The organism is Micromonospora sp. NPDC092111 (genome assembly GCF_044755745.1).
GTDB lineage: Bacteria > Actinomycetota > Actinomycetes > Mycobacteriales > Micromonosporaceae > Micromonospora.
The window spans coordinates 471351-493147 of sequence record NZ_JBIVRQ010000002.1 but is presented as its reverse complement, the minus strand read 5'-3'; the positions used below and the strand labels follow the sequence as shown (position 1 = coordinate 493147).

Here is a 21797-nt window from a genome sequence, read left to right as displayed (position 1 = left end):
CGTTCGGAACCAGGATCAGGCGCGGCTCAACGGCCCCACTGCCGGAACCGGCGGATCACCAACGCCGCGCCGGCGACCAGGGCGGCCAGGACGGCGACGCCGGTCCACAGCCGACGCGGCGCGGTGTCGTCCGCGCCGCCGGCCGGCTGGGCCGTCCAGCGGGTGTGCTGTCGCGGGGCGGTGAAGCCCAGCGGGTCGCTGCCGGTGCCACCGGCCTGGGCGTCCCCGACCGAGCCGGGGGCCGGGCCGAAACCGACCACGCCGGGGGAGTCGTTGTCGTCCAGCGGGTTGCGGTGGATCAGCGGCACGTCGGCGGTGAGCGCGGCGACCGGGTCGACCAGGCCGTACCCGAAGCGGTCGTCCCGGCCGGTGGGGCCGATGTCCTTCGCGGTGGTCAGCAGCCGGTTGACCACGTCCCCGGCGGACATGTCGGGGTAGCGGGCGCGGACCAGGGCGGCGGTCGCCGCCACCAGCGGCGACGCGAAGCTGGTGCCCTGCACCCCCCAGTAGCTGCCGGGCGGACGGGCACCGACCAGGCCGGTCGCCGGGGCGGTCAGCGTGGTGGCGGGCCCGGTGATCGAGCCGGACCAGAGGTTCTCGCTGTCGCGTTCCAGGCCGGCCACCGCGATCACGCCCGGCTCCCGCGCCGGGTACCAGACCTTCGAGGTGGTCGAGGTGGCGACGTTGCCGGTGCAGGCCACCACCACCACGTCCCGGGCGAACGCGTAGTCCAGCGCGGCGGCCAGCGCCGGGCTGTCGCCGCTGCCGCCCAGGGACAGGTTGATCACCCGGGCGCCGTTGTCGACCGCCCAGCGCACCCCCTTGGCGACGATCATCGCGTCGTCGTAGCGGTTCTGGTCGTCGAGCACCCGCACCGGCAGGATCCGGGCGTCCGGCGCCAGCCCGACCACCCCCCGCCGGTCGTCGCCGCGCCCGGCGATCAGGCTCGCCACCGTGGTGCCGTGCCCCACCGGGTCCGGCTGCTCGCCGCCGCCGGGGGCGACCAGGTCGATGCCCGGCAGCACCTGGCCGGCGAGGTCGGGGTGGGAACCGTCCACCCCGGAGTCGATCACCGCAACGGTCACCCCGCGCCCCGTCGACGAGCGCCAGGCGGTGGCGGCGTTCAACTCGTCGAGCTGGAACTGGTCGTCGCGCACCCGGTCGACCCGGGTGGTGCCCAACGGTGCGAAGTCGGGCTCGGTCAGCGGCATCCGGGCGACCGGACCGGCCACGGTGGCCGGCCGGGACGCCACGGCGGACGCCGGCGGCGGGGCCGCGCCCACCACCGTCACGGTGGTCGCCGCGACGCCGAGCAGCGCCCGCCCGGCGAGCTGGTGCAGCGCCGTCGGGGAGCCCTGCCGAACCCTGGTCACATCCTCAGCCATTCATCGCGGGACACATGCTGATCGGAGATTACCGGTTCCCCGGGCCGGCACGGCATGTTCCCGCACACTCGGATCACGGTGGCGGCAGATGTGCGAGCTGCACGAGGCGTACGCCCTCGCGTCGGGTGACCAGCCGACCGCGTCCCGGTGGCAACGGCCCCGGGCGGACCTGACCGACCAGTTGCCCCTCGTCCGGGCTGCCGCTCATCACCAGACCGGCGGTGGCGAGTTCCCGCAGCCGCTGGACGATCGGCTCGTACTGGGCCCGGCCGGCGCCGCCGGACCGGCGGGCGAGCACCAGGTGCAGGCCGACGTCGCGGGCCTGCGGCAGGTGCTCCTCCAGCCCGCGCAGCGGGTTCGCCGGGCCGCTGGCCACCAGATCGTAGTCGTCGACCAGGACGAACAGCTCCGGTCCGGACCACCACGAGCGGTCCCGCAACTGGGCCGGGGTGACCTCCGGGCCGGGCAGCCGGCGCCGCATGTAGCCGGCCACCGACTCGACCAGTTCGGCGGTGTGCGCCGCCGCGGTGCCGTACCCGATCAGGTGTTCGGTCTCGACGGTGCCGAGCAGGCTGCGCCGGTAGTCGACCAGGATCAGCCGGGCCTGCTCGGGGGTGAACCGGGTGATGATCGAGGTGGCCAGCGCCCGGAGGAACGACGACTTGCCGCACTCGGCGTCGCCGAAGACCACGAAGTGCGGCTCGGCGGCGAAGTCGAGCACCACCGGACGCAGGTCCGCCTCCGCCACCCCGACCGGGAACGCCAGCCCGGTGCCGGCCGTGCCGTCCAGCTCGGCGTAGGGCAGTACCGGCGGGAGCAGCCGTACCCGGGGCGCGGGCGACCCCGACCAGGCTCCGGCGACCGCCTTGACCAGGTCCGCCGTCTCCCCGCCGGTGAGCTGCGGCAGGGCGGTGAGGAAGTGCAGGCTCCGCGCGGTGATGCCCCGCCCCGGCCGCTCCGGTACGCCCGCCGCCGCCGTCCGCTTCACCACCGAGTCGGACGGGTCGCCGAGGCGTAGCTCCAACCGGGAGCCGAACAGGTCCCGGATGGCCGGCCGGAAGTCCATCCAGCGCACCGCGCTCGCCACCACGTGCACCCCGTACGACAGGCCCCGGGTGGCCAGGTCGGTGATCAGCGGCTCCAGGTCGTCGTACTCGCCGCGCAGGGTGGCCCAGCCGTCGACGACGAGGAAGACGTCGCCGAACGGGTCGACGGTGGGCTGCCCGGCGGCGGCCAGCGCGCGACGGCGCTGCCGCCAGGCCGCCATCGACTCCACGCCAAGCTCGGTGAAGCGGCGTTCCCGCTCGGTGAGCAGGGTAGCGATCTCGCCCACCGTCCGGCGGACCACCGTCGGGTCGGCCCGGCCGGCGACCCCGCCGACGTGCGGCAGGTCGCGCAGCGCGGTGAGCCCGCCGCCGCCGAAGTCCAGGCAGTAGACCTGCGCCTCGGCCGGGGTGTGGGTGAGCGCCAGCGCGCAGACCAGCGTCCGCAGCGCGAGCGACTTGCCGCTCTGCGGTGCGCCGACCACGGCGACATGCCCGGCGGCGCCGTCCAGCGCCAGCCAGAGCAGGTCACGGCGCTGCTCGTACGGCTTGTCGACGACCGCCACCGGCACCTGGAGGGCACCGTGCAGCTCCGGATTGGCGAAGCCCAGGCCGCGCTGCGGGTCGACGCCGGGTGTGCCGAGCAGCTCGTCCAGGGTGGGTGCCCGGTCCAGCGGCGGCAGCCACACCTGGTGGGCCGGCGGCCCCTGCCCGGCCAGCCGACCGACCAGCGCGTCGAGCAGGCTCTCGGCCTCCTCCTCGACGGTCGGCGGGGCGACCGGGGTGGCCGGCTCCGGCACCGGCACGAGGTGGGTGGAGAAGGCGAGCAGCCGGGCCGCGCCGCCCGCCCCGCCGCCGGCCGTCCCGCCGCGTCGGCGGACCGGGCCGGAGACGTACGCGGCCTTGAACCGGACCAGCGGGTCGGTGCCGGCGCGCAGGTAGCCGTGCCCGGGGGAGCGGGGCAGCTCGTGGGCGTCCGGCACGCCGAGCACCGTGCGGGACTCCAACGCCGAGAAGGTGCGCAGCCCGATCCGGTACGACAGGTGGGTGTCGAGCCCCCGTAGCCGCCCCTCCTCCAGGCGCTGGCTGGCGAGCAGCAGGTGCACGCCGAGGGAGCGGCCGAGCCGGCCGATCTGCACGAAGAGGTCGATGAAGTCGGGCTTGGCCGACAGCAGCTCGGAGAACTCGTCGCAGATCAGCAGCAGCGACGGCAGCGGGGCGAGCGGGGTGCCGGCGGACCGGGCCCGCTCGTAGTCGCGCAGGCTGGCGAAGTTGCCGGCCCGGCGCAGCAGTTCCTGGCGGCGCATCAGCTCGCCGTTGATGGCGTCCACCATCCGGTCGACCAGGGGCAGCGCGTCGGCCAGGTTGGTGATCACGGCGGCGGTGTGCGGCAGCCGGTCGAAGGAGGCGAAGGTGGCCCCGCCCTTGAAGTCGACCAGGACGAAGTTGAGCTGTTCCGAGCTGTGCGTGGTGGCCAGCGCCAGCACCAGGGTGCGCAGCAGCTCCGACTTGCCGGAGCCGGTGGCCCCGATGAGCAGCCCGTGCGGGCCCATCCCGTCCTGCGCCGACTCCTTGAGGTCCAGTTCGATCGCGCCGCCGTCCGCGCCGACGCCGACCGGCACACGCAACCGGTCGCGGGGCGAGCGGGGCAGCCAACCCTGGTCGGCGGTGAACCCCGCCGGGTCGCCGAGCCCCAGCAGCTCGGGCAGGCCCGGCTCGGCACCGGGGGCGGCCTCCGAACCCCGGCCGGCGGCGGCGAGCCGCAGCGGGGCGAGCCGCCGGGCGACCGCCTCGGCGTCGGCGATGTCCAGCCGGTCGGCGGCCCCCACCTCGGCGTGCCCCTCGGCGGACCAGGAGTGCAGCCGGCCGGCGCGGACCTCCAGCAGCAGGGCGAAGCGGTCGAGCAGGCGGGGCGGCGGGGTGTCCAGGTCGAGCACGGTGACCGCGTCGATGCCGCCGTCCCCGGTCAGCTCGGTGGCGTCGGTGAGGTCGCCGCCGTCGAGGAGCACCAGCACGTGCGGCCCGTCGGTGGCCGGCCCGGCCGGGCTGAACCGGGAGCGGCTGGCCAGCACCTCGGCGAGCAGCCGTTCCAGCTCGACGGCCGAGCTGGTGACCAGGCGGACCGGGCCGAGCGCGTCGGTGCGGGTCGGGTGGTGGGCGTGCGGCAGCCACTTCACCCACTCCCAGTGCGCCCGCCGCTCCGGACCGGCGCAGACCGCGACCAGCAGCTCGTCCGGGGCGTGGAAGACGGCGAGCTGGGTGAGCACCGCCCGGGCCAGCGCCTGGGCGTCGGGCGAGCCGGTGCCGGTCGGTGGCCCGCCGCGGACGAAGACCCGGGCGAAGCCGCGCAGCGAGAGCGCCACCGGCAGGTCCGGCACCACCGAGTACGCGTCGAGGAAGCGCCGCAGCGCTCCCGCGGTCATCGGCTCCAGCTCCTCCAGCGGCCGGGTGACCGGCGGGACCAGCGGGGTGGCCAGCGTCTGCGGACCGACGGCCACCCGGACCACCCCGAAGTCCGGGTCGGCGGGCCGTCGTTCCCAGACCCGGTGGCTGTCCACCGTCGACCAGAGCCGACCCGGGTCGGGGTGCCGGTAGTAGAGCCCGGCCCGCTGTTGCCGGGCGGTCTGCCGGACCCGGCGCCGCAGCGCGGTCAGGTGCCGCAGGTACTCCCGGCGGGCGGCCATCATCTCCGACTTCTTCGGCGTGCCGGCGGCGCTGCCCCAGGTGGTCATCAGCATCGCCACCGAGGAGAGCCCGAACATGCCGCCCACCACGTACGAGTAGGCGCCGCCGCCCCGGCCGAACATCATCGCCATCGCCACCGTGCCGCCCAGCATGGGCAGCACCATCAGGGCCTGCTGCCACCGGCCGCCGGTGACCGCGGGGATCTCCGGCGGGGCCTCCACGGGCAGCTCGCCGACCGGTATCTCCGGTGCGGGCCGGCGCGGTGGCCGCTTGATGACGACAGTGGACACGCCAGCCTCCCTGTGGCTCTCGGTAACCCGAGCCTGGCTCATGGTAGGTAAAGTGCGCGTGGTCCGTCAGCCACCGCTCCCGATCGATATGGAGTCCAGTCGATGACCACCGGGCTGGCCAGGGTCACCATCAGCGCCCCCGGGCGGCGCGTCGACGTGGCCCTGCCGGAGCAGGTTCCCCTGGCCGAGCTGCTGCCCGAGGTGCTACGGCACGCCGGCGAGGGGCTGGCCGACGACGGCGAGCGGCACGGCGGGTGGGTGCTCCGGCGTACCGACGGTGCGGTGCTGGCCACCGCGCAGGCCCTGCTGCCGCAGGGGGTGCGCGACGGTGAGGTGCTGCACCTGGTGCCCGCCCACGACCAGTGGCCCGAACTGGAGTACGACGACGTGGTCGAGGCCATCGCCGACGGCGCCCGCCGCCGGGGCGCCGCCTGGTCACCGGCGGCCACCCGGGCCGCCGCGCTGGCCGGTGCGGGCGTCCCGCTCGCCGTCGGGCTGCTCGCCGTCCTCGCCGCCGGGCCCGGTCAGCCCGCCGGCTGGCCCGTCGCGGGCGCGGTGGCGCTGCTGCTCGTCCTCGCCGGCACGGTCGCCTCCCGGGCGTACGGGGACGGCCCGACCGGCGCGACGCTCGGCGGCTACGCCCTGCCGTACGCCACCGCGGCGGGCGCCCTCGCGGTCAGCTCCGGCGACCCGGTGGGGGCGTTCCGCCCGCTGCCCTGGCTCGGCGCTGCCGAACTGCTCGCCGGTGCGGTGGCGCTGCTGCTGGCCGCCGTGCTGGGGCTGCTCGGCACCGCCACCCGGCTGCGGGTCTTCGTGGCCGGCGCGACGGTCGGCGCGGTGGGCGCCGCGGCCGGTCTCGGCGGGCTGCTGCTCGACCCGGCCGACACCGCCGCCGTGCTGCTCTGCGTGCTGGTCTTCGCCCTCGGGGCGCTGCCGCTGCTGGCGATCCGGCTGGGCAAGGTGCCGCTGCCGCCGATCACCCTGCCGGCCGGCCCGACCGGCGGCCCGGACGGCGTGCGGGACCTGCCCGACCGGGAGCGGGTGCACGCGGCGGTGGCCCGCACCGAGGAGATGCTGACCGGGATGCTGCTCGGGCACGCGCTGCTGGCGGTGGCCGCCGCCGGGGTGCTCGCCGTGGCCGGCGGCGTCGCCGGGCGGCTGCTGGTGGCGGTGGGCTCGGCGGTGCTGCTGCTACGGTCCCGGCTCTTCGTGGCGGTCCGTCACCGGGTGCCGCCGGTGGCGGCCGGGCTCGCCGGGTTCGCGGTGCTCGGCGGGGTGCTCGCCGGCCGGGCCGGCACCCCCGGGATGCTGGCGCTGGCCGGGGGCGGGCTGGCCGTCGCGCTGGTCGCCGTCGCCGCCGGTACGACGTACGCCCGGCGGCCGGTCTCACCGTACGTCGGCCGGGTGGCGGACCTGACCGACACCGCGCTGGTGGTCTCGGTGGTCCCGGTGGCCTGCGCGGTGCTGGATCTCTACGAGGCGGCGCGGGGCCTGCTGGGCTGACCCACGACGGGTGCCCGACCCACGACGAAGGCCCGGGCGGGTGTGCCCGGGCCTTCGTCGACGTGACTGCTCAGTGCGCGTGCTCGCCGCGCTCCTCGGCCTCCTTGGCCCGCCGGTACGACGCGTGGATCTCGGCCTCGGCCTCGACCCGGCCCACCCAGGTGGCGCCCTCGACCGACTTGCCCGGCTCCAGGTCCTTGTAGACCTCGAAGAAGTGCTGGATCTCCAGCCGGTCGAACTCGCCGAGGTGGTGGATGTCGCGCAGGTGCTCCTGGCGCGGGTCCTCGTAGGGCACGCAGAGGACCTTGTCGTCGCCGCCCTTCTCGTCGGTCATCCGGAACATGCCGATGGTGCGGCAGCGGATCAGGCAGCCCGGGAAGGTCGGCTCGGGGACCAGCACCAGCGCGTCCAGCGGGTCGCCGTCCTCGCCGAGGGTGCCCTCGATGAACCCGTAGTCGGCCGGGTACTGGGTCGATGTGAAGAGGGTGCGGTCCAGCCGGATCCGGCCGGTCACGTGGTCCACCTCGTACTTGTTGCGGTGACCCTTCGGGATCTCAACCGTGACGTCGAAATCCATCTCCCACGCTCCCTCGTCTGCCCACGCTGGCTGAACGGAACCACTGACGTCCCCGGTACGGGTGAATGACCACCCGTCGGCTCCGGACGCCGCATAGTCTTCGGACCGAAGTAGTGTCACCCAGGCGGGTTCGGCCGCGGGAGGAGGGGGTCGTGGGGAGGGAAGATTCACACTACCGCCCGGACGGGGTTGACGGACGCGGATCCGGCCGATCCGGGAGCGGCGGTGCCACCGGCCGGGTGCCGGTGCCGGACGCGAGCGTTCTGCGCCGTCCCGAGGCGACCCCTGAACCGCCCTCGGCGTTCGGCCGCTCACCCGAACACCCACCGCCCCCGGCCTGGCGTCCGCCGTCCGCCGACGGCCCGGCCGCGTCCGGTTCCGCCCGGTTGACGCCGTCCGCCGGGGCCGCGCCCGGGCGCCCGACCCCCGGTGTCCCGCCCGTTCCCGGCCCGCCCGGACGTCCGGTCTTCGGCTCGGTGCCCGTTCCGCAGCCGGCCTGGGGCCCGCCGTCCGGCGAGCCGGTGGCCGGGGCCGTGCCGGTGTCGCCGTCCCCGCACGCCGGCTCCGCCCCGGTCTCCCCGCCACCGGCGGGTCCCGGTCCGTTGCCGCCGGGGGCCGGTGGGGCGCTGCCGCCCGTCGCCGCGCCCCGCCGTCGGCGGCGGTTGCCCGTCCTGCTGGCGACCGTGCTGCTGCTGGCCCTCGCCGGGGTCGCGGTGGTGGTCCGGCCCGGCCCGGTCGCCGGGTGGCTGGGGGAGCAGCCGGCCGCCCCGACGGCCCCGTCGCAGGCCCCCGAGCCCGATCCGTCCCCGGTGCTCGCCGGCCCGGACGCCAACGCGCCGGAGCCGACCGCCGCCGGGATCCGCGCCGCGGTCGAACCGCTGACCGCCGCCGCCGCACTGGGCAGCCGGGTCAACGTGTCGGTCGCCGACGTGGTCACCGGCGAGTCGCTGTACGCCAAGGGCGGCGACGACGGCACCGTCCCCGCCTCGGTCACCAAGCTGGCGACCGGGGTGACCGTGCTGGAGGCACGCGGCCCCGGCTACCGGATCCCGACCCGTGCCGTCGCCGGGGCGAAACCCGGTGAGGTGGTGCTGGTCGGTGGCGGCGACCCGACCCTGGCGGTCGACAAGAGCGGCTTCTACCCCGGCGCGGCCCGCCTCGACGCGCTGGCCGCACAGGTGAAGCAGGCGCTCGGTGGCACCGCGCCGACCAGGGTCGTGGTCGACTCCACGCTCTTCCCCGGGCCGGTCCACGGCCCCGGCTGGGACGCCGACATCCCGACCGGCGGCTTCGGCGCGTCGATCACCGCGCTGATGACCGACGGGGCCCGCCGCGACCCGGTCGGGGCGAAGAAGACCTTCGACGACAGCCACGGCGCGGCCGAGCGGTACGCCCAGCCCGACCTGGCCGCCGGCCGCTCCTTCGCCAGACTGCTCGGACTGCCCGCCGGCACCGAGGTGGTCAAGGGCACCGCCCCGGCCGCCGCCGGTACGGCCGGCACCGGCGCCCCGACGCCCGGCACCGAGCTGGGCAAGGTCGAGTCGCTGCCGATGATCCGGCTGGTCGACATCATGATCAGCGACAGCGACAACGTGATCGCCGAGGCGCTGGCCCGGCAGGTCGCGCTGGCCCGCAACCAGCAGGCCTCCTTCACCGGCGGGGCGGCGGCGATGGACGAGGTGATCGGCGAGCTGGGGCTGCCGGCCGACGAACTCAGCCTCGCCGACGGCAGCGGGCTGTCCCGCCGCAACCGGATCAGCCCCTCCCTGCTCACCGACCTGATCACGCTCGCCGGCAACGGCACCCACCCGGAGTTGGCCGCCATCTTCGGCGGCCTCCCGGTCGCCGCCTGGTCGGGCACCCTGGACACCCGTTACCAGGCGTCGGCGACCGCCGCCGGAGCCGGCGTGGTCCGGGCCAAGACCGGGACGCTGACCCGGGTGCACGCCATCGCCGGGCTGGTCACCACCAGCGACGGCCGGCTGCTCACCTTCGCCGTGCTCACCGACCAGGCCCCGCCGGACGGCCTGGACACCACCCGGCAGGCGCTCGACCGGATCGCCGGCGCGCTGGCCGGCTGCGGCTGCCGCTGAGCCGGCCGCCCGCACGACCCGACCGGGGTGTTCCGGCGCGGGTACGGTGGGTGGCATGGCGCAGTTCGTGGACTGGGATCTGGCCGCCGCCACCGCTGGGGCGCTGAGCAAGTCCGGCCCCCGCGTGTCGTACGCGGAGGCCACCGAGGTGGTCGGCGACCTGCGCCGGCTCACCGAGGAGGCGGCCGGGCACGTGGCCGACTACACCGGGCTGCGCTCTCAGGTGAGCCATCCGCCGGTGCGGGTGGTGGACCGGCGGGACTGGGCGGCCACCAACATCGCCGGCCTGCGTGAGGTGATCACGCCGCTGGTCAGCCGGCTCTCCGGCGACAAGCAGCCGGGCCCGCTCACCGAGGCGGTCGGTTCCCGGCTCACCGGCGTACAGGCCGGCACCGTGCTGGCGTACCTCTCCGGCCGGGTCCTCGGCCAGTACGAGGTCTTCTCCGCCGACCCCGGTCAACTGCTGCTGGTGGCGCCGAACATCGTCGAGGTGGAGCGGAAGCTGGGGGCCGACCCGCGCGACTTCCGGCTCTGGGTCTGCCTGCACGAGGTCACCCACCGCACCCAGTTCACCGCCGTGCCGTGGATGCGGGCCTACTTCCTCGGCGAGGTGCAGGCGTTCGTCGACGCCTCGCAGGGCAGCGAGCACCTGGTCGAGCGGCTGCGTCGGGGGGTGGCCACGCTCTCCGACGCGGTGAAGGACCCGGAGAGCCGCACCAGCGTGCTGGACATCGTGCAGACCCCGGCGCAGCGGGCCGTGCTGGACCGGCTCACCGCGCTGATGACCCTGCTGGAGGGGCACGCCGAGTTCGTGATGGACGGCGTCGGGCCGCAGGTCATTCCCAGCGTGGAGCGGATCCGGGCGGCGTTCAACCGGCGGCGCGAGTCGGGCAACCCGCTGGAGAAGGCGATCCGCCGGCTGCTCGGTGTGGACGTCAAGATGCGCCAGTACGCCGAGGGCCGCACGTTCGTGCACGGCGTGGTCGAGCGGGTCGGCATGGCCGGCTTCAACAAGATCTTCGGCTCTCCGCTGACCCTGCCCCGGCTGGAGGAGCTGGGTGACCCGGACGCCTGGGTGGCCCGGGTGCACGGGCCGGCCGGGACCATCCCGACCGCCGGCTGAGCCGCCGGACGTGGCCGCCCTCCCCCCACCGGTAGCCGCGATCCGGCTCGCGGTGCGCCGCGCGCTGGCCGGGCTGCCGCCCGGCGGTCCGGTGCTGGTGGCCTGCTCGGGTGGGGCGGACTCGCTCGCCCTCGCCGCCGCCACCGCGTTCGTCGCGTCCCGGCTCGGCCGGCGGGCCGGTCTGGTCACCGTCGACCACGGTCTGCAGGCCGGCTCCGCCGACCGGGCCGCCGGGGTCGCCGACTGGGCCCGTCGGGTCGGGCTGGACCCGGTCGAGGCGGTGCCGGTCAGGGTGGCCGGGCGTCCCGGTGGGCCGGAGGCCGCCGCCCGGGAGGCCCGCTACCAGGCGTTGGTCGCGGCGGCCCGGCGGTACGCGGCGACCGCCCTGCTGATCGGGCACACCCGCGACGACCAGGCCGAGACGGTGCTGTTGGCGCTCGCCCGGGGGGCCGGCCCGCGCGGGCTGGCCGGGATGCCCGAGCGGCGGGACCTGGACGGGGTGCCGCTGCTGCGTCCGCTGCTCGACGTCACCCGGGCGGAGACCCGCAAGGCGTGCGCCGCGTCGGGGCTTACCCCGTGGGAGGACCCGCACAACACCGACCCGTCGTACGCCCGGGCCCGGGTTCGCGCCGACGTGCTGCCGGTGCTGGTCGCGGCGCTCGGCGAGGGGGTGCTGGCCAATCTGGCCCGGACGGCCCGACTGGTCGCCGCCGACACGGCCGCGCTCGACGACCTGGCCGCCGCCGCCCTCGCCGGCCCGCCGGTGCGGCCGGCTGGGCCTCCGGTGCCCGGACCGTCGGTGGCGGGGGAACCGCCCGGTGTGGTGGCCCGGCCGGACTCGGTCGAGGTGCTCCCCGGGGTGCGGGACGGTGGCGGCGGACTCTCCGTCGTGGCGCTGGCCGGGCTGCCCAGCGCGGTCCGAACCCGGGTGCTGCACGCCTGGGCGCGGGAGTTGGGCGCTCCGCCCGCCGCGCTCTCCCACCGGCACGTCGACGCGTTGGACGCCCTGGTCACCGACTGGCGCGGGCAGGGCGCGACCGCCCTGCCGGGCGGGCTGCGGGTGCGCCGCCGGGACGGCCGGCTGCTGCCCGTCGACGGAACTCCCGGCGGGGTGCTCCGGTGACTGGCGCGACGCGGTGCCGGCTGCGCCGGCCCCATGGCCGGGTCGCGTTGCACGGCGGATCTGCCGCCGCGAGCACGCTGACCGTGGTGCCGCCACCCCTTGGCCCGGGTCGACGGCGCGGCCCTGGGTTCTCCGAGCCCCGGTGGTCGGCTCAGCGGACGGGCGTCCGGTCGCGGAAGGTGGTGCGGTAGCCCTGCGGGGTGGTGCCGACCCGCCGGGCGAAGTGGTGACGCAGCGCGGCGGCGTCGGGGAAACCGGCCCGGTCGGCGATGGTCTCCACGCTGAGTCGGGTCTCCTCCAGCAGCCGGCGGGCCAGCAGCACCCGTTGGTTGGTCAGCCAGTCGTGCGGGGTGGTGCCGGTCTCGGCGCGGAACCGGCGGGCGAAGGTACGGGGTGACATGCCGGCCCGGGCGGCCAGCTCGTCGACCGTGGCCGGCTGGTCCAGGTGGCCCATCAGCCAGCTCAGCACCGGTTCCAGGGTGGGCGCGTCGGGAGTGGCGGGGATCGGCGCCTCGACGTACTGGGACTGGCCGCCGTCGCGGTGCGGCGGGACGACCATCCGACGGGCCAGCCGGGTGGCGATGGCCGAGCCGTGCTCCTGGCGTACCAGGTGCAGGCAGGCGTCGATGCCGGCGGCGGTGCCGGCGCTGGTGAGGACGGGGCCGTCGGCGACGTACAGGCTGTTGCACCGGACCCGGGCCGCCGGGTGGCGGCGTTGCAGCTCGTCGACGTACCGCCAGTGGGTGGTGCACTCCCGGCCGTCGAGCAGCCCGGCGGCGCCGAGCACGAACGCCCCGGAGCAGACGCTGAACACGTACGCGCCCCGGTCGACGGCGCGGCGCAGCGCGTCCAGCACCGGCGTCGGGACCTGGTAGCCCTGGGCGTGCGCGGGGACGGCCACCAGGTCGGCCTCGTCGACCGGGCCGAGGTCGGCGTGGGGGGTGATGCCGAAGCCGGAGGCGGCGCGGACCGGGCCGCCGTCGGCCGTGCAGACGGTGAACCGGTAGCCGGGGAAACCGTCGTCGGTGCGGTCCGTGCCGAACACCTCGGTGAGCACGCCGAGCTCGAAGACGGCGACCCGGTCCAGCGCGACGACGGCGACCGATCTGAGCATGTGACGAGGGTAACCGCAGTGTTGGCAGAAAATCGAGGGGCAATGGCATTCCTGCCACTGTCCGGGTCGGGGCGGCGGGCGGAAACTGGTCTCAGTCCGGTGCGCACCGGCGGCGAAACCCACTCAGACCACGCGAAAGTGAGCGCCGCCATGGAGTTCCTCCTGTTCCTGCTCTTCCTCGTCGGCCTGGCCGTCGCCTCGGCGTTCGGCCTCCCCACCGACAGCCGCGACTCGGCCGACTGGAAGCCCACCGACGACGGCCGCCGCTGGCGGTCCCGCCCCTGCTGAGGCGATTGGCCCCGAGATGCCGAAAAAATCCATGGCGGGACCGCGCCAAAAGGGGCGGCCCCGCCGACGGGGGCCATCCGGCGTACGGCAGGCTAGGAGTCATGGCTGACGGCTCCTGGTACGACGCCGACATCGATCACGTGATCATCTCCGAGGCGCAGATCCGCGAGAAGACCGCGGAACTCGCCAAGCAGGTCTCGGCGGACTACGCCGGAGTCGAGGACGGGCTGCTGCTCGTCTGCGTGCTCAAGGGCGCGGTCATGTTCATGGCCGACTTCGCCCGCGCGCTGGGTCGGCAGGGCCCCCCGGCCGAGCTGGACTTCATGGCCATCTCCTCGTACGGCCAGGGCACCACCTCCTCCGGCGTGGTCCGCATCCTCAAGGACCTGGACCGGGACATCGCCGGCCGGCACGTCGTGGTGGTCGAGGACATCGTCGACTCCGGCCTGACCCTGTCCTGGCTGCTGCGTTACCTGGAGTCCCGCTCGGCGGCCAGCGTCGAGGTGGTCGCCCTGTTCCGCAAGCCGGACGCGGTGAAGGTCCAGGTCCCGGTGAAGTACGTCGGCTTCGACATCCCCACCGAGTTCGTGGTCGGCTACGGCCTCGACTTCGGCGAGCGCTACCGCGAACTGCCGTACGTCGGCGTGCTCAAGCCCGAGGTCTACGCCCGGGCCTGAGCGGTCCGGCGGCCATCCCGGGCCGCTCGTATCGGTGTCCATCGAGCGGACGTTCAGCGGGCTCCCAGTGAATCCGTCTACGGTAGGTGTCGGTGGCGTGGGAGGCAGTACCCGCGTCCGGCCTCTCGACCCGCGTGACCGGGCGGTCGACGGGGCCGGTCGCTTCTCCCCGCCACGCCGGCTGAAACCTGGTTCGCCGTCGGCGTAAGTGCCGGGCTCGCAAGCTCATATCTGGCACCAACGGTGTACCGTCGAATGACCGCGGCGCGGCAGTTCGCGCGCCTCGGGGTCGAGGCCGGCCCGCACGGCGGCTCGACGCCGCCACCGGCGGCGACACCATTCAGACGGTCAGGACGTCGATCAGGAGGATGCGGGCGCCTCGGCGCTCGACAACAGTATGGAACGTACGCGTTTCTTCCGCCGACCGGTGGTCTGGATCATCCTGGTCATCCTCGGCGCCGTTGTGCTCAGTCAGCTGTTCACCGCTGGTCCCAGCTACCACCGGGTGGACACTTCCGTTGCGCTCGACCAACTGCACACCGCCAAGATCGACAAGGTCGTGTTCCAGGACAAGGAGCAGACGCTCCAGCTCAACCTGGCCGAGAAGACCAAGTTCGGCGACACCACGACCAACCGGATCGAGGCCCAGTTCCCGTACCAGACCGGCGAGCAGGTCTGGAACGAGGTCCTCGCGGCCAAGGCGGCCAACCGGGTCACCGGCCCGGCCGACGCCAAGGTGTCGTCCGACAGCATCTGGGTGAGCCTGCTGGTCAACCTGCTGCCCATCGCTCTGCTCGTGCTCCTGCTGCTCTTCTTCATGTCGCAGATGCAGGGCGGCGGCTCCCGGGTGCTCAACTTCGGCAAGTCCAAGGCCAAGATGATCACCAAGGACACGCCGAAGACCACCTTCGCGGACGTGGCCGGGGCCGAGGAGGCCGTCGAGGAGCTGCACGAGATCAAGGACTTCCTCCAGAACCCGGCGAAGTACCAGGCCCTGGGGGCCAAGATCCCGAAGGGTGTGCTGCTCTTCGGCCCGCCCGGAACCGGTAAGACGCTGCTCGCCCGCGCCGTCGCCGGCGAGGCCGGGGTGCCGTTCTACTCGATCTCCGGCTCCGACTTCGTGGAGATGTTCGTCGGTGTCGGCGCGAGCCGGGTCCGCGACCTCTTCGAGCAGGCCAAGGCGAACGCCCCGGCGATCGTCTTCGTCGACGAGATCGACGCCGTCGGGCGGCACCGTGGCGCCGGCATGGGCGGCGGTCACGACGAGCGCGAGCAGACCCTCAACCAGTTGCTCGTCGAGATGGACGGCTTCGACACCAAGGGCGGGGTCATCCTGATCGCCGCCACCAACCGGCCGGACATCCTCGACCCGGCGTTGCTGCGGCCGGGCCGGTTCGACCGGCAGATCCCGGTCGACGCCCCCGACATGGAGGGCCGCAAGGCGATCCTGCGGGTGCACGCCAAGGGCAAGCCGTTCACCCCCGACGTCGACCTCGACGCGGTCGCCCGGCGTACCCCCGGCTTCTCCGGCGCCGACCTGGCCAACGTGATCAACGAGTCCGCGCTGCTCACCGCCCGCAAGGAACAGCGGGCGATCAGCAACGACTCGCTGGAGGAGTCGATCGACCGGGTGATTGCCGGCCCGCAGCGCCGCACCCGGGTGATGAGCGACCAGGAGAAGAAGATCACCGCGTACCACGAGGGTGGGCACGCGCTGGTCGCCTGGGCGCTGCCGCACGCCGCGCCGGTGCACAAGGTGACGATCCTGTCCCGGGGACGCTCGTTGGGGCACACCCTGGTCCTGCCGACCGAGGACAAGTACACCCAGACCCGGGCCGAGATGATCGACACCCTGGCGTACGCGCTGGGTGGCCGGGCCGCCGAGGAACTCGTCTTCCACGAGCCCACCACCGGTGCCGGCAACGACATCGAGAAGGCCACCGGGTTGGCCCGCGCCATGATCACCCAGTACGGCATGAGCTCCAAGCTCGGCGCGATCAAGTACGGCACCAGCGGGGACGAGCCGTTCCTCGGCCGCAACATGGGCCACGAGCGGGACTACTCCGACGTGGTGGCCGCCGAGATCGACGGCGAGATGCGGGCCCTGATCGAGCTGGCCCACGACGAGGCCTGGGAGATCCTGGTGGAATACCGGGACATCCTGGACAACATGGTCCTGGAGCTGATGGAGAAGGAGACCCTCTCCACCGCCGACATGGCCCGGATCTGCGCCCGGGTGGTGAAGCGCCCGCCGATGGCCCCGTACAACGGCTTCGGCAAGCGTCAGCCCTCCACCGAGCCGCCGGTGCTCACCCCCGCCGAGAAGGAGAAGCTCAAGGCGCAGGCGACGGCCGACGGCATCTCCGTCGGCGGCTCGTCGAACAACTCGGACGGTACGCACTGAACACCGACGCCGCGGCCAGTCCCGAACCCTCGGGGCTGGCCGCCTCGTCCACCGAGCCCGGAGACGAGACGCTCGACTACGTCGCCGCCCGGTTGATCAGCGGCAAGCTCACCGGCCGACCGGTCGAGGACACCATGGACCTCGGCCGGATCGAGAAGGCCGTCCGCGAGATCCTCATCGCCGTCGGGGAGGACCCCGACCGGGACGGTCTCCAGCAGACCCCGGCCCGGGTCGCCCGCGCGTACGCCGAACTCTTCGCCGGCCTCCGGGTCGACCCGGCCCAGGTGCTCAGCACCACCTTCGAGGCCAACCACGAGGAGTTGGTGCTCGTCCGGGACATCGACGTGATGAGCCTCTGCGAGCACCACCTGCTCCCGTTCCGGGGCAGCGCCCACATCGGCTACATCCCCGGCCCCGACGGCCGGATCACCGGCCTGTCCAAGCTGGCCCGGCTGGTCGAGGTCTTCGCCCGCCGGCCGCAGGTGCAGGAACGACTCACCTCGCAGATCGCCGACCTGCTGATGAGCAAGCTGCAACCGCGGGGCGTCATCGTGATACTCGAATGCGAGCACATGTGCATGGCGATGCGCGGCATCCAGAAGAGCGGCGCCAAGACCATCACCTCGGCCGTCCGCGGCACGCTCCAGCACGACGCGAAATCCCGCGCCGAGGCGATGTCACTGATCATCCCCCGCTGAGCGGTCAACCGGCCAGCATCGCCAGCATGATCCCGGCGGCGGTCAGCACCGCCGGGACCAGGCAGGTCAGCAGCCCCAGCCGGGGGGTGCGATCCCACCGCCCGTCCGGCCCCGGCGGGAACAGCCGTCCCACCCCGTGCCAGCCGGCCGCGAACGCCGCCGCCGGCAGCGGCAACCCCAGCAGCAGCGCGGCGACGCTGACCGGCCCGGTGCCGGTGGCCAGGAACAGGACCAGCTCCACCAGCGGTACGACCAGCGCCAGCGGGCCGTACACCAGCAGGTTGCGCCACCGGGGCGGCCAGGCCGCCGGGCTCAGCGACCCGTGCGCCGCGAGCGCCCCGTCGGCACCCTCCACCCAGCCCCGCGCCGCCCGCAACGCGGCCAGCACCGCCGCCGGACCACCCACCATCACCCGGGTCGCCTCGGCCAGCTCCGGGGGCGTCGGGTCCAGCGCGATCGCCGGTACGCCCAGCTCCCGCAGCCGGGCCTGCTGCGGCGCCAACCGGGCGTGCACCTCGGTCAACTCCGCGCGGGCCGCCTCCACCGCACGGGCCTGCGCGGCGGCGGCCGTCGCCGCGCCCCGGCGTACCCCGTCGAGCTGGCGGGCCGCGGCCAGGTAGTCGGTCCAGGCAGTGGCCGTCGGGACCGGCCCGTCGCCGGCCCGCTGCCGGACCGGCGCCGCCGTCGCGACGTCGTCGATGCTCACGCCCAGTCCTCCCCGTGGTCGGCCACGTCGGTACCCCGTCGCCCGGCCACGTCGGTCCCCCGTCGCCCGGCCAGCGGCCGGCGGACCAGCTCGCGGTGCCGGCCGCCGCTTCCGCCCGGCGGGCCGGTGCGCCCGGTCACGCCGCGTTCTCCTCGTCACCGAACGGCACCAGCACCGTGCCGTGGTCGTCGGGGCCGTCCCAGAGCACCGCCCGGCCCGGCCTGGGCCGCCACTGCACCGGACGGCCGAAGACCGTCGTCAGCGCGGCACCCGGCAGGTCCACCACGGCGACCGCGGCCAGCTTCCCGACCTCGCCCTCCGGCTCCAGCAGCGCCGCGAACGGGGCGACGGTCCGCCACCAGCCCAACAGGTGCGTACCCGCCGGCGGCCCCTCGCGCAACAGCGCGCGCAACCGGTCCGGCGGCAACTCCACCGCCGACGGCCCGTCGACCCCGAACACCACCAGGTACGTCGGGTCGTCGCCGACCGGCAGGGCCAGCAGGCCCGGGCCGTCCACGGTCGACACCCGCTGGTGTTCGGCCAGCTCGGTGGCGAGCGCGGCGGCCAGCGGGGCGGCGTCCTCGGCCAGCGGGGCCAGCACGAACCGAACGGTGCCCGGCGGATGATGGGCGGCGGTGCTCCGCGCCGCCGTCGCCAGCAGCCGGGCGGCCTCCGCACCCGGACCGAGGACGGCCAGGTTGCGGCCCGCCACCGGACCCATTGGCACCGCCACCGTCGTCCGGGCCACGTTCACCGCCCGGCCCAGCAGCGCCGCCGGCCCGCCCGCCCGGCCCGCCACGGCGGCCCGCAGCCGCGGATCGTTGCGCAGCAGCGGCCGGGCCCAACCGGCGAAGACCACCGGGGGGACGGACCCCTCGGGTCGCGCCGCGAAGAGCCGGTGCCGCAGCCGCTCGACCGCCTCCGGCGCGTCGTGCGGATCCGGAAAGCGGACCAACCGCTCGTGGCCCCGGGTGGCGTTCCGCGGCCCGCCCAACCCGCCGGCGGTGTTGACCACCGCGCTACCCACCGCCAGGCCGGCGGCGGCGTCGTTCGTCGGCATCAGCACCGCGCCACCACCGGAGAGGGCCACCCGCACCGGGAACTGCCCCAACACCGAGTCCCGGGGCGCCGGGCCCGCGCCGATGCCCAGGTCGCCCGCCCCGGCCAGGACCAGGTGGACGCCGTACCCCCGGCCCGACCGGGTTAGCCCGTCCAACCGGGCCAGCACGTCGGCGGCCACCGGATCCCGGTCCGACAGCAACAGCGGAAAGTTGTCGATCACACAGACGATCCGGGGCAGCGCCTGGTGCCCGCGCAACTCGGCGAAGCGCTGACCACCCGCCCGCGCCGCCGCCTCCTCCCGCCGGCGGATCTCCGCCGCCAACTGGTCGAACAGGTCCCGCACGTACTCCGGGTCGGCGGCCATCGCCGCCGCGCGTACCTGCGGCACCCAGGACCGGTCCCGTTCGGTCTGGAGGAACTCGACGAAGGACTCGCCGTGGCCCAGGTCCACCAGATGCAGGGCCAGTTCGTCCGGGCCGTACCGGGCGGCGAGGCCGAGCAGGGCATTGGTCAGGAACGCCGACCGACCCGCGTCCGACCGACCGCTGACCAGCCAGTGCGGGGTCAACTCGGTGAAACCCACGCTGACCGGCCGGCCGGTGGCGTCCCCGACGGTGGTGGCGAGCCCGTCGGCCGACGTCGCCGTCCACAGCTCGTCCCCGGCCGGCGGCAGCAGCTCGGTCAGGCTCAGCCGGGAACCCGCCTCCACCTGCTCCGCCAGCCGCCGGCAGACCGTACCGATCAACTCCGGCCCGGGATCCTCGTCGACGAAGACGGGAGAGTTCAGCCCACCCGGCGAGTCGGTGCCCGGCCCGCTGAACGGGCTGCCCGGCGGATCACCCAGCAGCGCGTACGCGGTGCGCAGCGCCACCGGGGTGGCCCGCGGCAACGACGGGCGGGCAGCGGACGGGCCGGGCGCGGGCCAGCCGGCGACCACCAGGTGCAGGCCGGCCGCCCCGCCCCGCTCGGCCAACGCCTCGATCCGGTCCAGGTCGCTCGGGCCGGTCGCCTCGGGCAGGCCGGCGACCACCAGCAGCAGCGTCCGGTCGTGCCGACGGGGCCGGCCGGCGCCGGGCGAGACCCACTGCTCGGCCTCGGTCAGCACCGCCCGCAGCCCGGTCACGTCGACCGCCGGGGGCGGCAGCAGACCCGCGTCGCCCAGCGCGGCGAACGGCGCGAAGGTGCCGCCCGCGCCGACGCCGTCGACCGCCCGCACCAGCAGACAGCCCGCCGGCGTGGCCGCCAGCAGGCGCAGCAGCACGGCCCGGAGCAGGCCCGCCACCCGGGGATCCCGGACGTCCGAGTCGAGCGTGAGATGCCCGGAACCGAGCAACGGTACGAGAGCGGGAAAGCGCGCGTCGTCCAGCGGTGCCGCCGTGCCGACCCGGACGAGGGGCGGACTGTCCTCACCGCACGGGGTGTCCGGCGGCAGCGTCTCCAAGGCGGCCCCGGCCCAACCCGGGGCGAGCAGGGCGGCGGCGGTCCGGAGCCGGTCCGCCAGCTCGTACTGGCGACGCTGGTCGGCCGGGGCCGGCCGGATCTCGTCGAGGACCGCGGTGGCGGCGACGGCGGTGGCGGCTGCGCGCCGGTGCAGGGCGGCGGCGCGGTTCGTACGTGCCTTCGGACCGGCCACCGCGTCCACCCCTCTTTCCGAGGTTGGAAACCTCCCCGAGTGCAGACCGTATCCCAGGTGGAGCCGCCCGCCCGGGAAGCGCGGCGGTGCTGCGCCGGGCTTGTCGCGAATGGGGGTGAAGGCTCACCTCCCGGGGTTGTCCTGTCACGATCAGCAGCTTCCGGGGCATTGGGTACGAGGCGCCCAGCCGATAGCCTCAAGGGGTGGAATCAGTGCAGCCCCCCGCCGGTTCCCAGGTCTCCCGCGTACCGGCGCAGCGGACCCCGCCGGAGCAGTTGGCGCCCCCTGCGCCCACCCCGGTACCCCCGCGCCCGCGCCGTCGGATCCGTACCGTCCTCACCGTCGTCGCCGGGGTGCTGGCGCTGCTCTGCGTGGCGGGCGCGGCGGTCGGCTACGTGCTGTACGACCGGGCGACAACCCCTGACCGCAGCGCACCGGACGTCGTGGTGGACAACTACCTGCGTGAGTTCCTCGTCACCGAGAACGACACCAGAGCCGACATGCTCACCTGTAGTGGAAGTGTATCGGGTTTGTCGGAACTCCGGACACTTCGTGACGACCTGCGCGCCAGGGAGCAGCGATTTGCAGCAACGGTGACCGTGAGCTGGGGCGCACTTCAGGTGCAGCGGCAGGGGAGCGGTGCCTATGTGGAGACCGACCTCATTCTCTCCGCGTCGGTCGATGGGATTTCTCAGAGTGACCGTCAGCGTTGGCGATTTCAAACACGGCTAGACGACCATTGGCGAGTTTGCGGAGCGGCGCGGGCCGCTTAAGTCCTACTCGATCCACAAGAGGTGGACTGGGACCTCCAGGGTGGTGGGTGGTTGTCCACGCCAGGCCCAGCGATACCACTCCAGTTCCGGGGTCACCCGGACGCAGATGTCGCCCTCCGCGCCCGAGTAGGACTCGGTCACCGCGCGCAGGTCCCGGTGTTCGACGGAGTCCTCGACGTGCACCACCCGCCGGCCGCCGACCGCGTCCGCCTCGAAGACCGGGGTGGGTACCCGGTGTGTCGGCCCGTCAAGGGAGACCAGCCGAATGCCCTGTTCGCGCCCGGGACTGGGCGGCGGCCCGGAGCGGCTTCCCAGGGTCTCCACCCAGACCCGCTCCACGGGAACGAGCGGTGCGAAGACCTCCACCTGGTCGGACTCCGCCCGGTACCACTCGTGCTCGGGAATGACCGGCACGTAGGTGCGGCTGCCCTGCACCACCCGTTCGTCGGCGCGTAGGTCGCCCCGCCAGCCGAGACCGGGAAGCCCGACGAGGACCCGGCGGCCGCGTAGCTCGACCCGGCCGGTGGCGGGGAGGATCTCGATCGGGCGCGGCGGCAGCGGTGTCCAGTCGGGCTGCCCGGCGAAGGGATCCGGCAGCGGGCCGCTCATCGTCCTGGCGA

Annotated in this window: 17 protein-coding genes; 9 read left to right on the top strand and 8 right to left on the bottom strand. The window is 74.8% G+C overall.

Translation table 11 applies throughout. The features are described 5' to 3' along the window. Positions 1–26: 26 nt before the first annotated feature. Positions 27–1385 carry a type VII secretion-associated serine protease mycosin gene (mycP, locus tag ACIQG9_RS08315; protein ID WP_400399207.1) on the bottom strand — a complete coding sequence of 453 codons (1359 nt, stop codon included), beginning with the start codon at positions 1383–1385 and terminating at the stop codon, positions 27–29. Positions 1386–1458: 73 nt separating this feature from the next. Continuing rightward, positions 1459–5403, bottom strand: a complete 3945-nt coding sequence (eccCa, locus tag ACIQG9_RS08310; protein WP_400399206.1) for a type VII secretion protein EccCa — start codon at positions 5401–5403, stop codon at positions 1459–1461. A gap of 102 nt (positions 5404–5505) precedes the next feature. Here eccCa and eccD point away from each other — a divergent pair, with 102 nt between their 5' ends. Then, the gene (gene eccD, locus ACIQG9_RS08305) at positions 5506–6906 is read left to right on the top strand and encodes a type VII secretion integral membrane protein EccD (protein WP_400399205.1); all 1401 of its coding nucleotides are present in this window, start codon (positions 5506–5508) and stop codon (positions 6904–6906) included. Positions 6907–6976: 70 nt separating this feature from the next. On the opposite strand, the gene ACIQG9_RS08300 is transcribed toward eccD, so the two are convergent. Beyond that, positions 6977–7483, bottom strand: a complete 507-nt coding sequence (locus ACIQG9_RS08300) for an inorganic diphosphatase (RefSeq protein WP_400399204.1) — start codon at positions 7481–7483, stop codon at positions 6977–6979. A 626-nt stretch (positions 7484–8109) separates the two neighbouring features. Here ACIQG9_RS08300 and dacB point away from each other — a divergent pair. The 3 genes from dacB to tilS are packed head-to-tail and all read left to right on the top strand — an operon-like array spanning position 8110 to position 11822. Then, complete coding sequence (dacB, locus tag ACIQG9_RS08295) at positions 8110–9576, top strand: D-alanyl-D-alanine carboxypeptidase/D-alanyl-D-alanine-endopeptidase (protein WP_400399309.1); 1467 nt, start codon at positions 8110–8112, stop codon at positions 9574–9576. A 55-nt stretch (positions 9577–9631) separates the two neighbouring features. After that, the gene (locus ACIQG9_RS08290) at positions 9632–10699 is read left to right on the top strand and encodes a zinc-dependent metalloprotease (RefSeq protein ID WP_400399203.1); all 1068 of its coding nucleotides are present in this window, start codon (positions 9632–9634) and stop codon (positions 10697–10699) included. 10 nt (positions 10700–10709) lie between these two features. After that, positions 10710–11822 carry a tRNA lysidine(34) synthetase TilS gene (gene tilS / locus ACIQG9_RS08285; RefSeq protein ID WP_400399202.1) on the top strand — a complete coding sequence of 371 codons (1113 nt, stop codon included), beginning with the start codon at positions 10710–10712 and terminating at the stop codon, positions 11820–11822. A 151-nt stretch (positions 11823–11973) separates the two neighbouring features. On the opposite strand, the gene ACIQG9_RS08280 is transcribed toward tilS, so the two are convergent. Then, positions 11974–12936 (bottom strand): GlxA family transcriptional regulator, encoded by a 963-nt coding sequence (locus tag ACIQG9_RS08280; RefSeq protein WP_400399201.1) that lies wholly within the window; start codon positions 12934–12936, stop codon positions 11974–11976. A gap of 150 nt (positions 12937–13086) precedes the next feature. Here ACIQG9_RS08280 and ACIQG9_RS08275 point away from each other — a divergent pair, with 150 nt between their 5' ends. The 4 genes from ACIQG9_RS08275 to folE all read left to right on the top strand — a co-directional run bounded on the left by ACIQG9_RS08275 (position 13087) and on the right by folE (position 17003). Further along, a complete protein-coding gene (locus tag ACIQG9_RS08275; RefSeq protein WP_400399200.1) occupies positions 13087–13224 on the top strand; it encodes a hypothetical protein in 138 nt (45 codons plus the stop codon). Between the two features lie 101 nt (positions 13225–13325). Then, the gene (hpt, locus tag ACIQG9_RS08270) at positions 13326–13901 is read left to right on the top strand and encodes a hypoxanthine phosphoribosyltransferase (RefSeq protein ID WP_400399199.1); all 576 of its coding nucleotides are present in this window, start codon (positions 13326–13328) and stop codon (positions 13899–13901) included. A gap of 397 nt (positions 13902–14298) precedes the next feature. Next, positions 14299–16305, top strand: coding sequence for an ATP-dependent zinc metalloprotease FtsH (ftsH, locus tag ACIQG9_RS08265; protein WP_400399198.1), 2007 nt, complete (start codon positions 14299–14301; stop codon positions 16303–16305). A 35-nt stretch (positions 16306–16340) separates the two neighbouring features. Further along, on the top strand, positions 16341–17003 hold the full coding sequence (folE, locus tag ACIQG9_RS08260; RefSeq protein WP_400399307.1) for a GTP cyclohydrolase I FolE: 663 nt from the start codon (positions 16341–16343) through the stop codon (positions 17001–17003). A 4-nt stretch (positions 17004–17007) separates the two neighbouring features. Here the strand turns inward: folE and ACIQG9_RS08255 are convergent, their stop codons facing one another. From ACIQG9_RS08255 to ACIQG9_RS08245, 3 genes are read right to left on the bottom strand one after another with little or no spacing between them, the layout of a single operon-like run. Continuing rightward, a complete protein-coding gene (locus tag ACIQG9_RS08255; RefSeq protein ID WP_400399305.1) occupies positions 17008–17703 on the bottom strand; it encodes a hypothetical protein in 696 nt (231 codons plus the stop codon). 2 nt (positions 17704–17705) lie between these two features. Further along, on the bottom strand, positions 17706–17849 hold the full coding sequence (locus ACIQG9_RS08250; RefSeq protein ID WP_400399197.1) for a hypothetical protein: 144 nt from the start codon (positions 17847–17849) through the stop codon (positions 17706–17708). After that, entirely contained in the window at positions 17846–20413 is a 2568-nt protein-coding gene (locus ACIQG9_RS08245) for an FtsK/SpoIIIE domain-containing protein (protein ID WP_400399196.1), read from the bottom strand. The genes ACIQG9_RS08250 and ACIQG9_RS08245 overlap by 4 nt, the downstream gene beginning before the upstream one ends. Before the next feature lie 203 nt (positions 20414–20616). Between ACIQG9_RS08245 and ACIQG9_RS08240 the strand changes: the two genes are divergently transcribed. Continuing rightward, positions 20617–21177 (top strand): hypothetical protein, encoded by a 561-nt coding sequence (locus ACIQG9_RS08240; RefSeq protein WP_400399304.1) that lies wholly within the window; start codon positions 20617–20619, stop codon positions 21175–21177. Positions 21178–21180: 3 nt separating this feature from the next. Here the strand turns inward: ACIQG9_RS08240 and ACIQG9_RS08235 are convergent, their stop codons facing one another. Next, positions 21181–21786, bottom strand: coding sequence for a hypothetical protein (locus ACIQG9_RS08235; protein ID WP_400399195.1), 606 nt, complete (start codon positions 21784–21786; stop codon positions 21181–21183). Between the last annotated feature and the right edge of the window lie 11 nt (positions 21787–21797).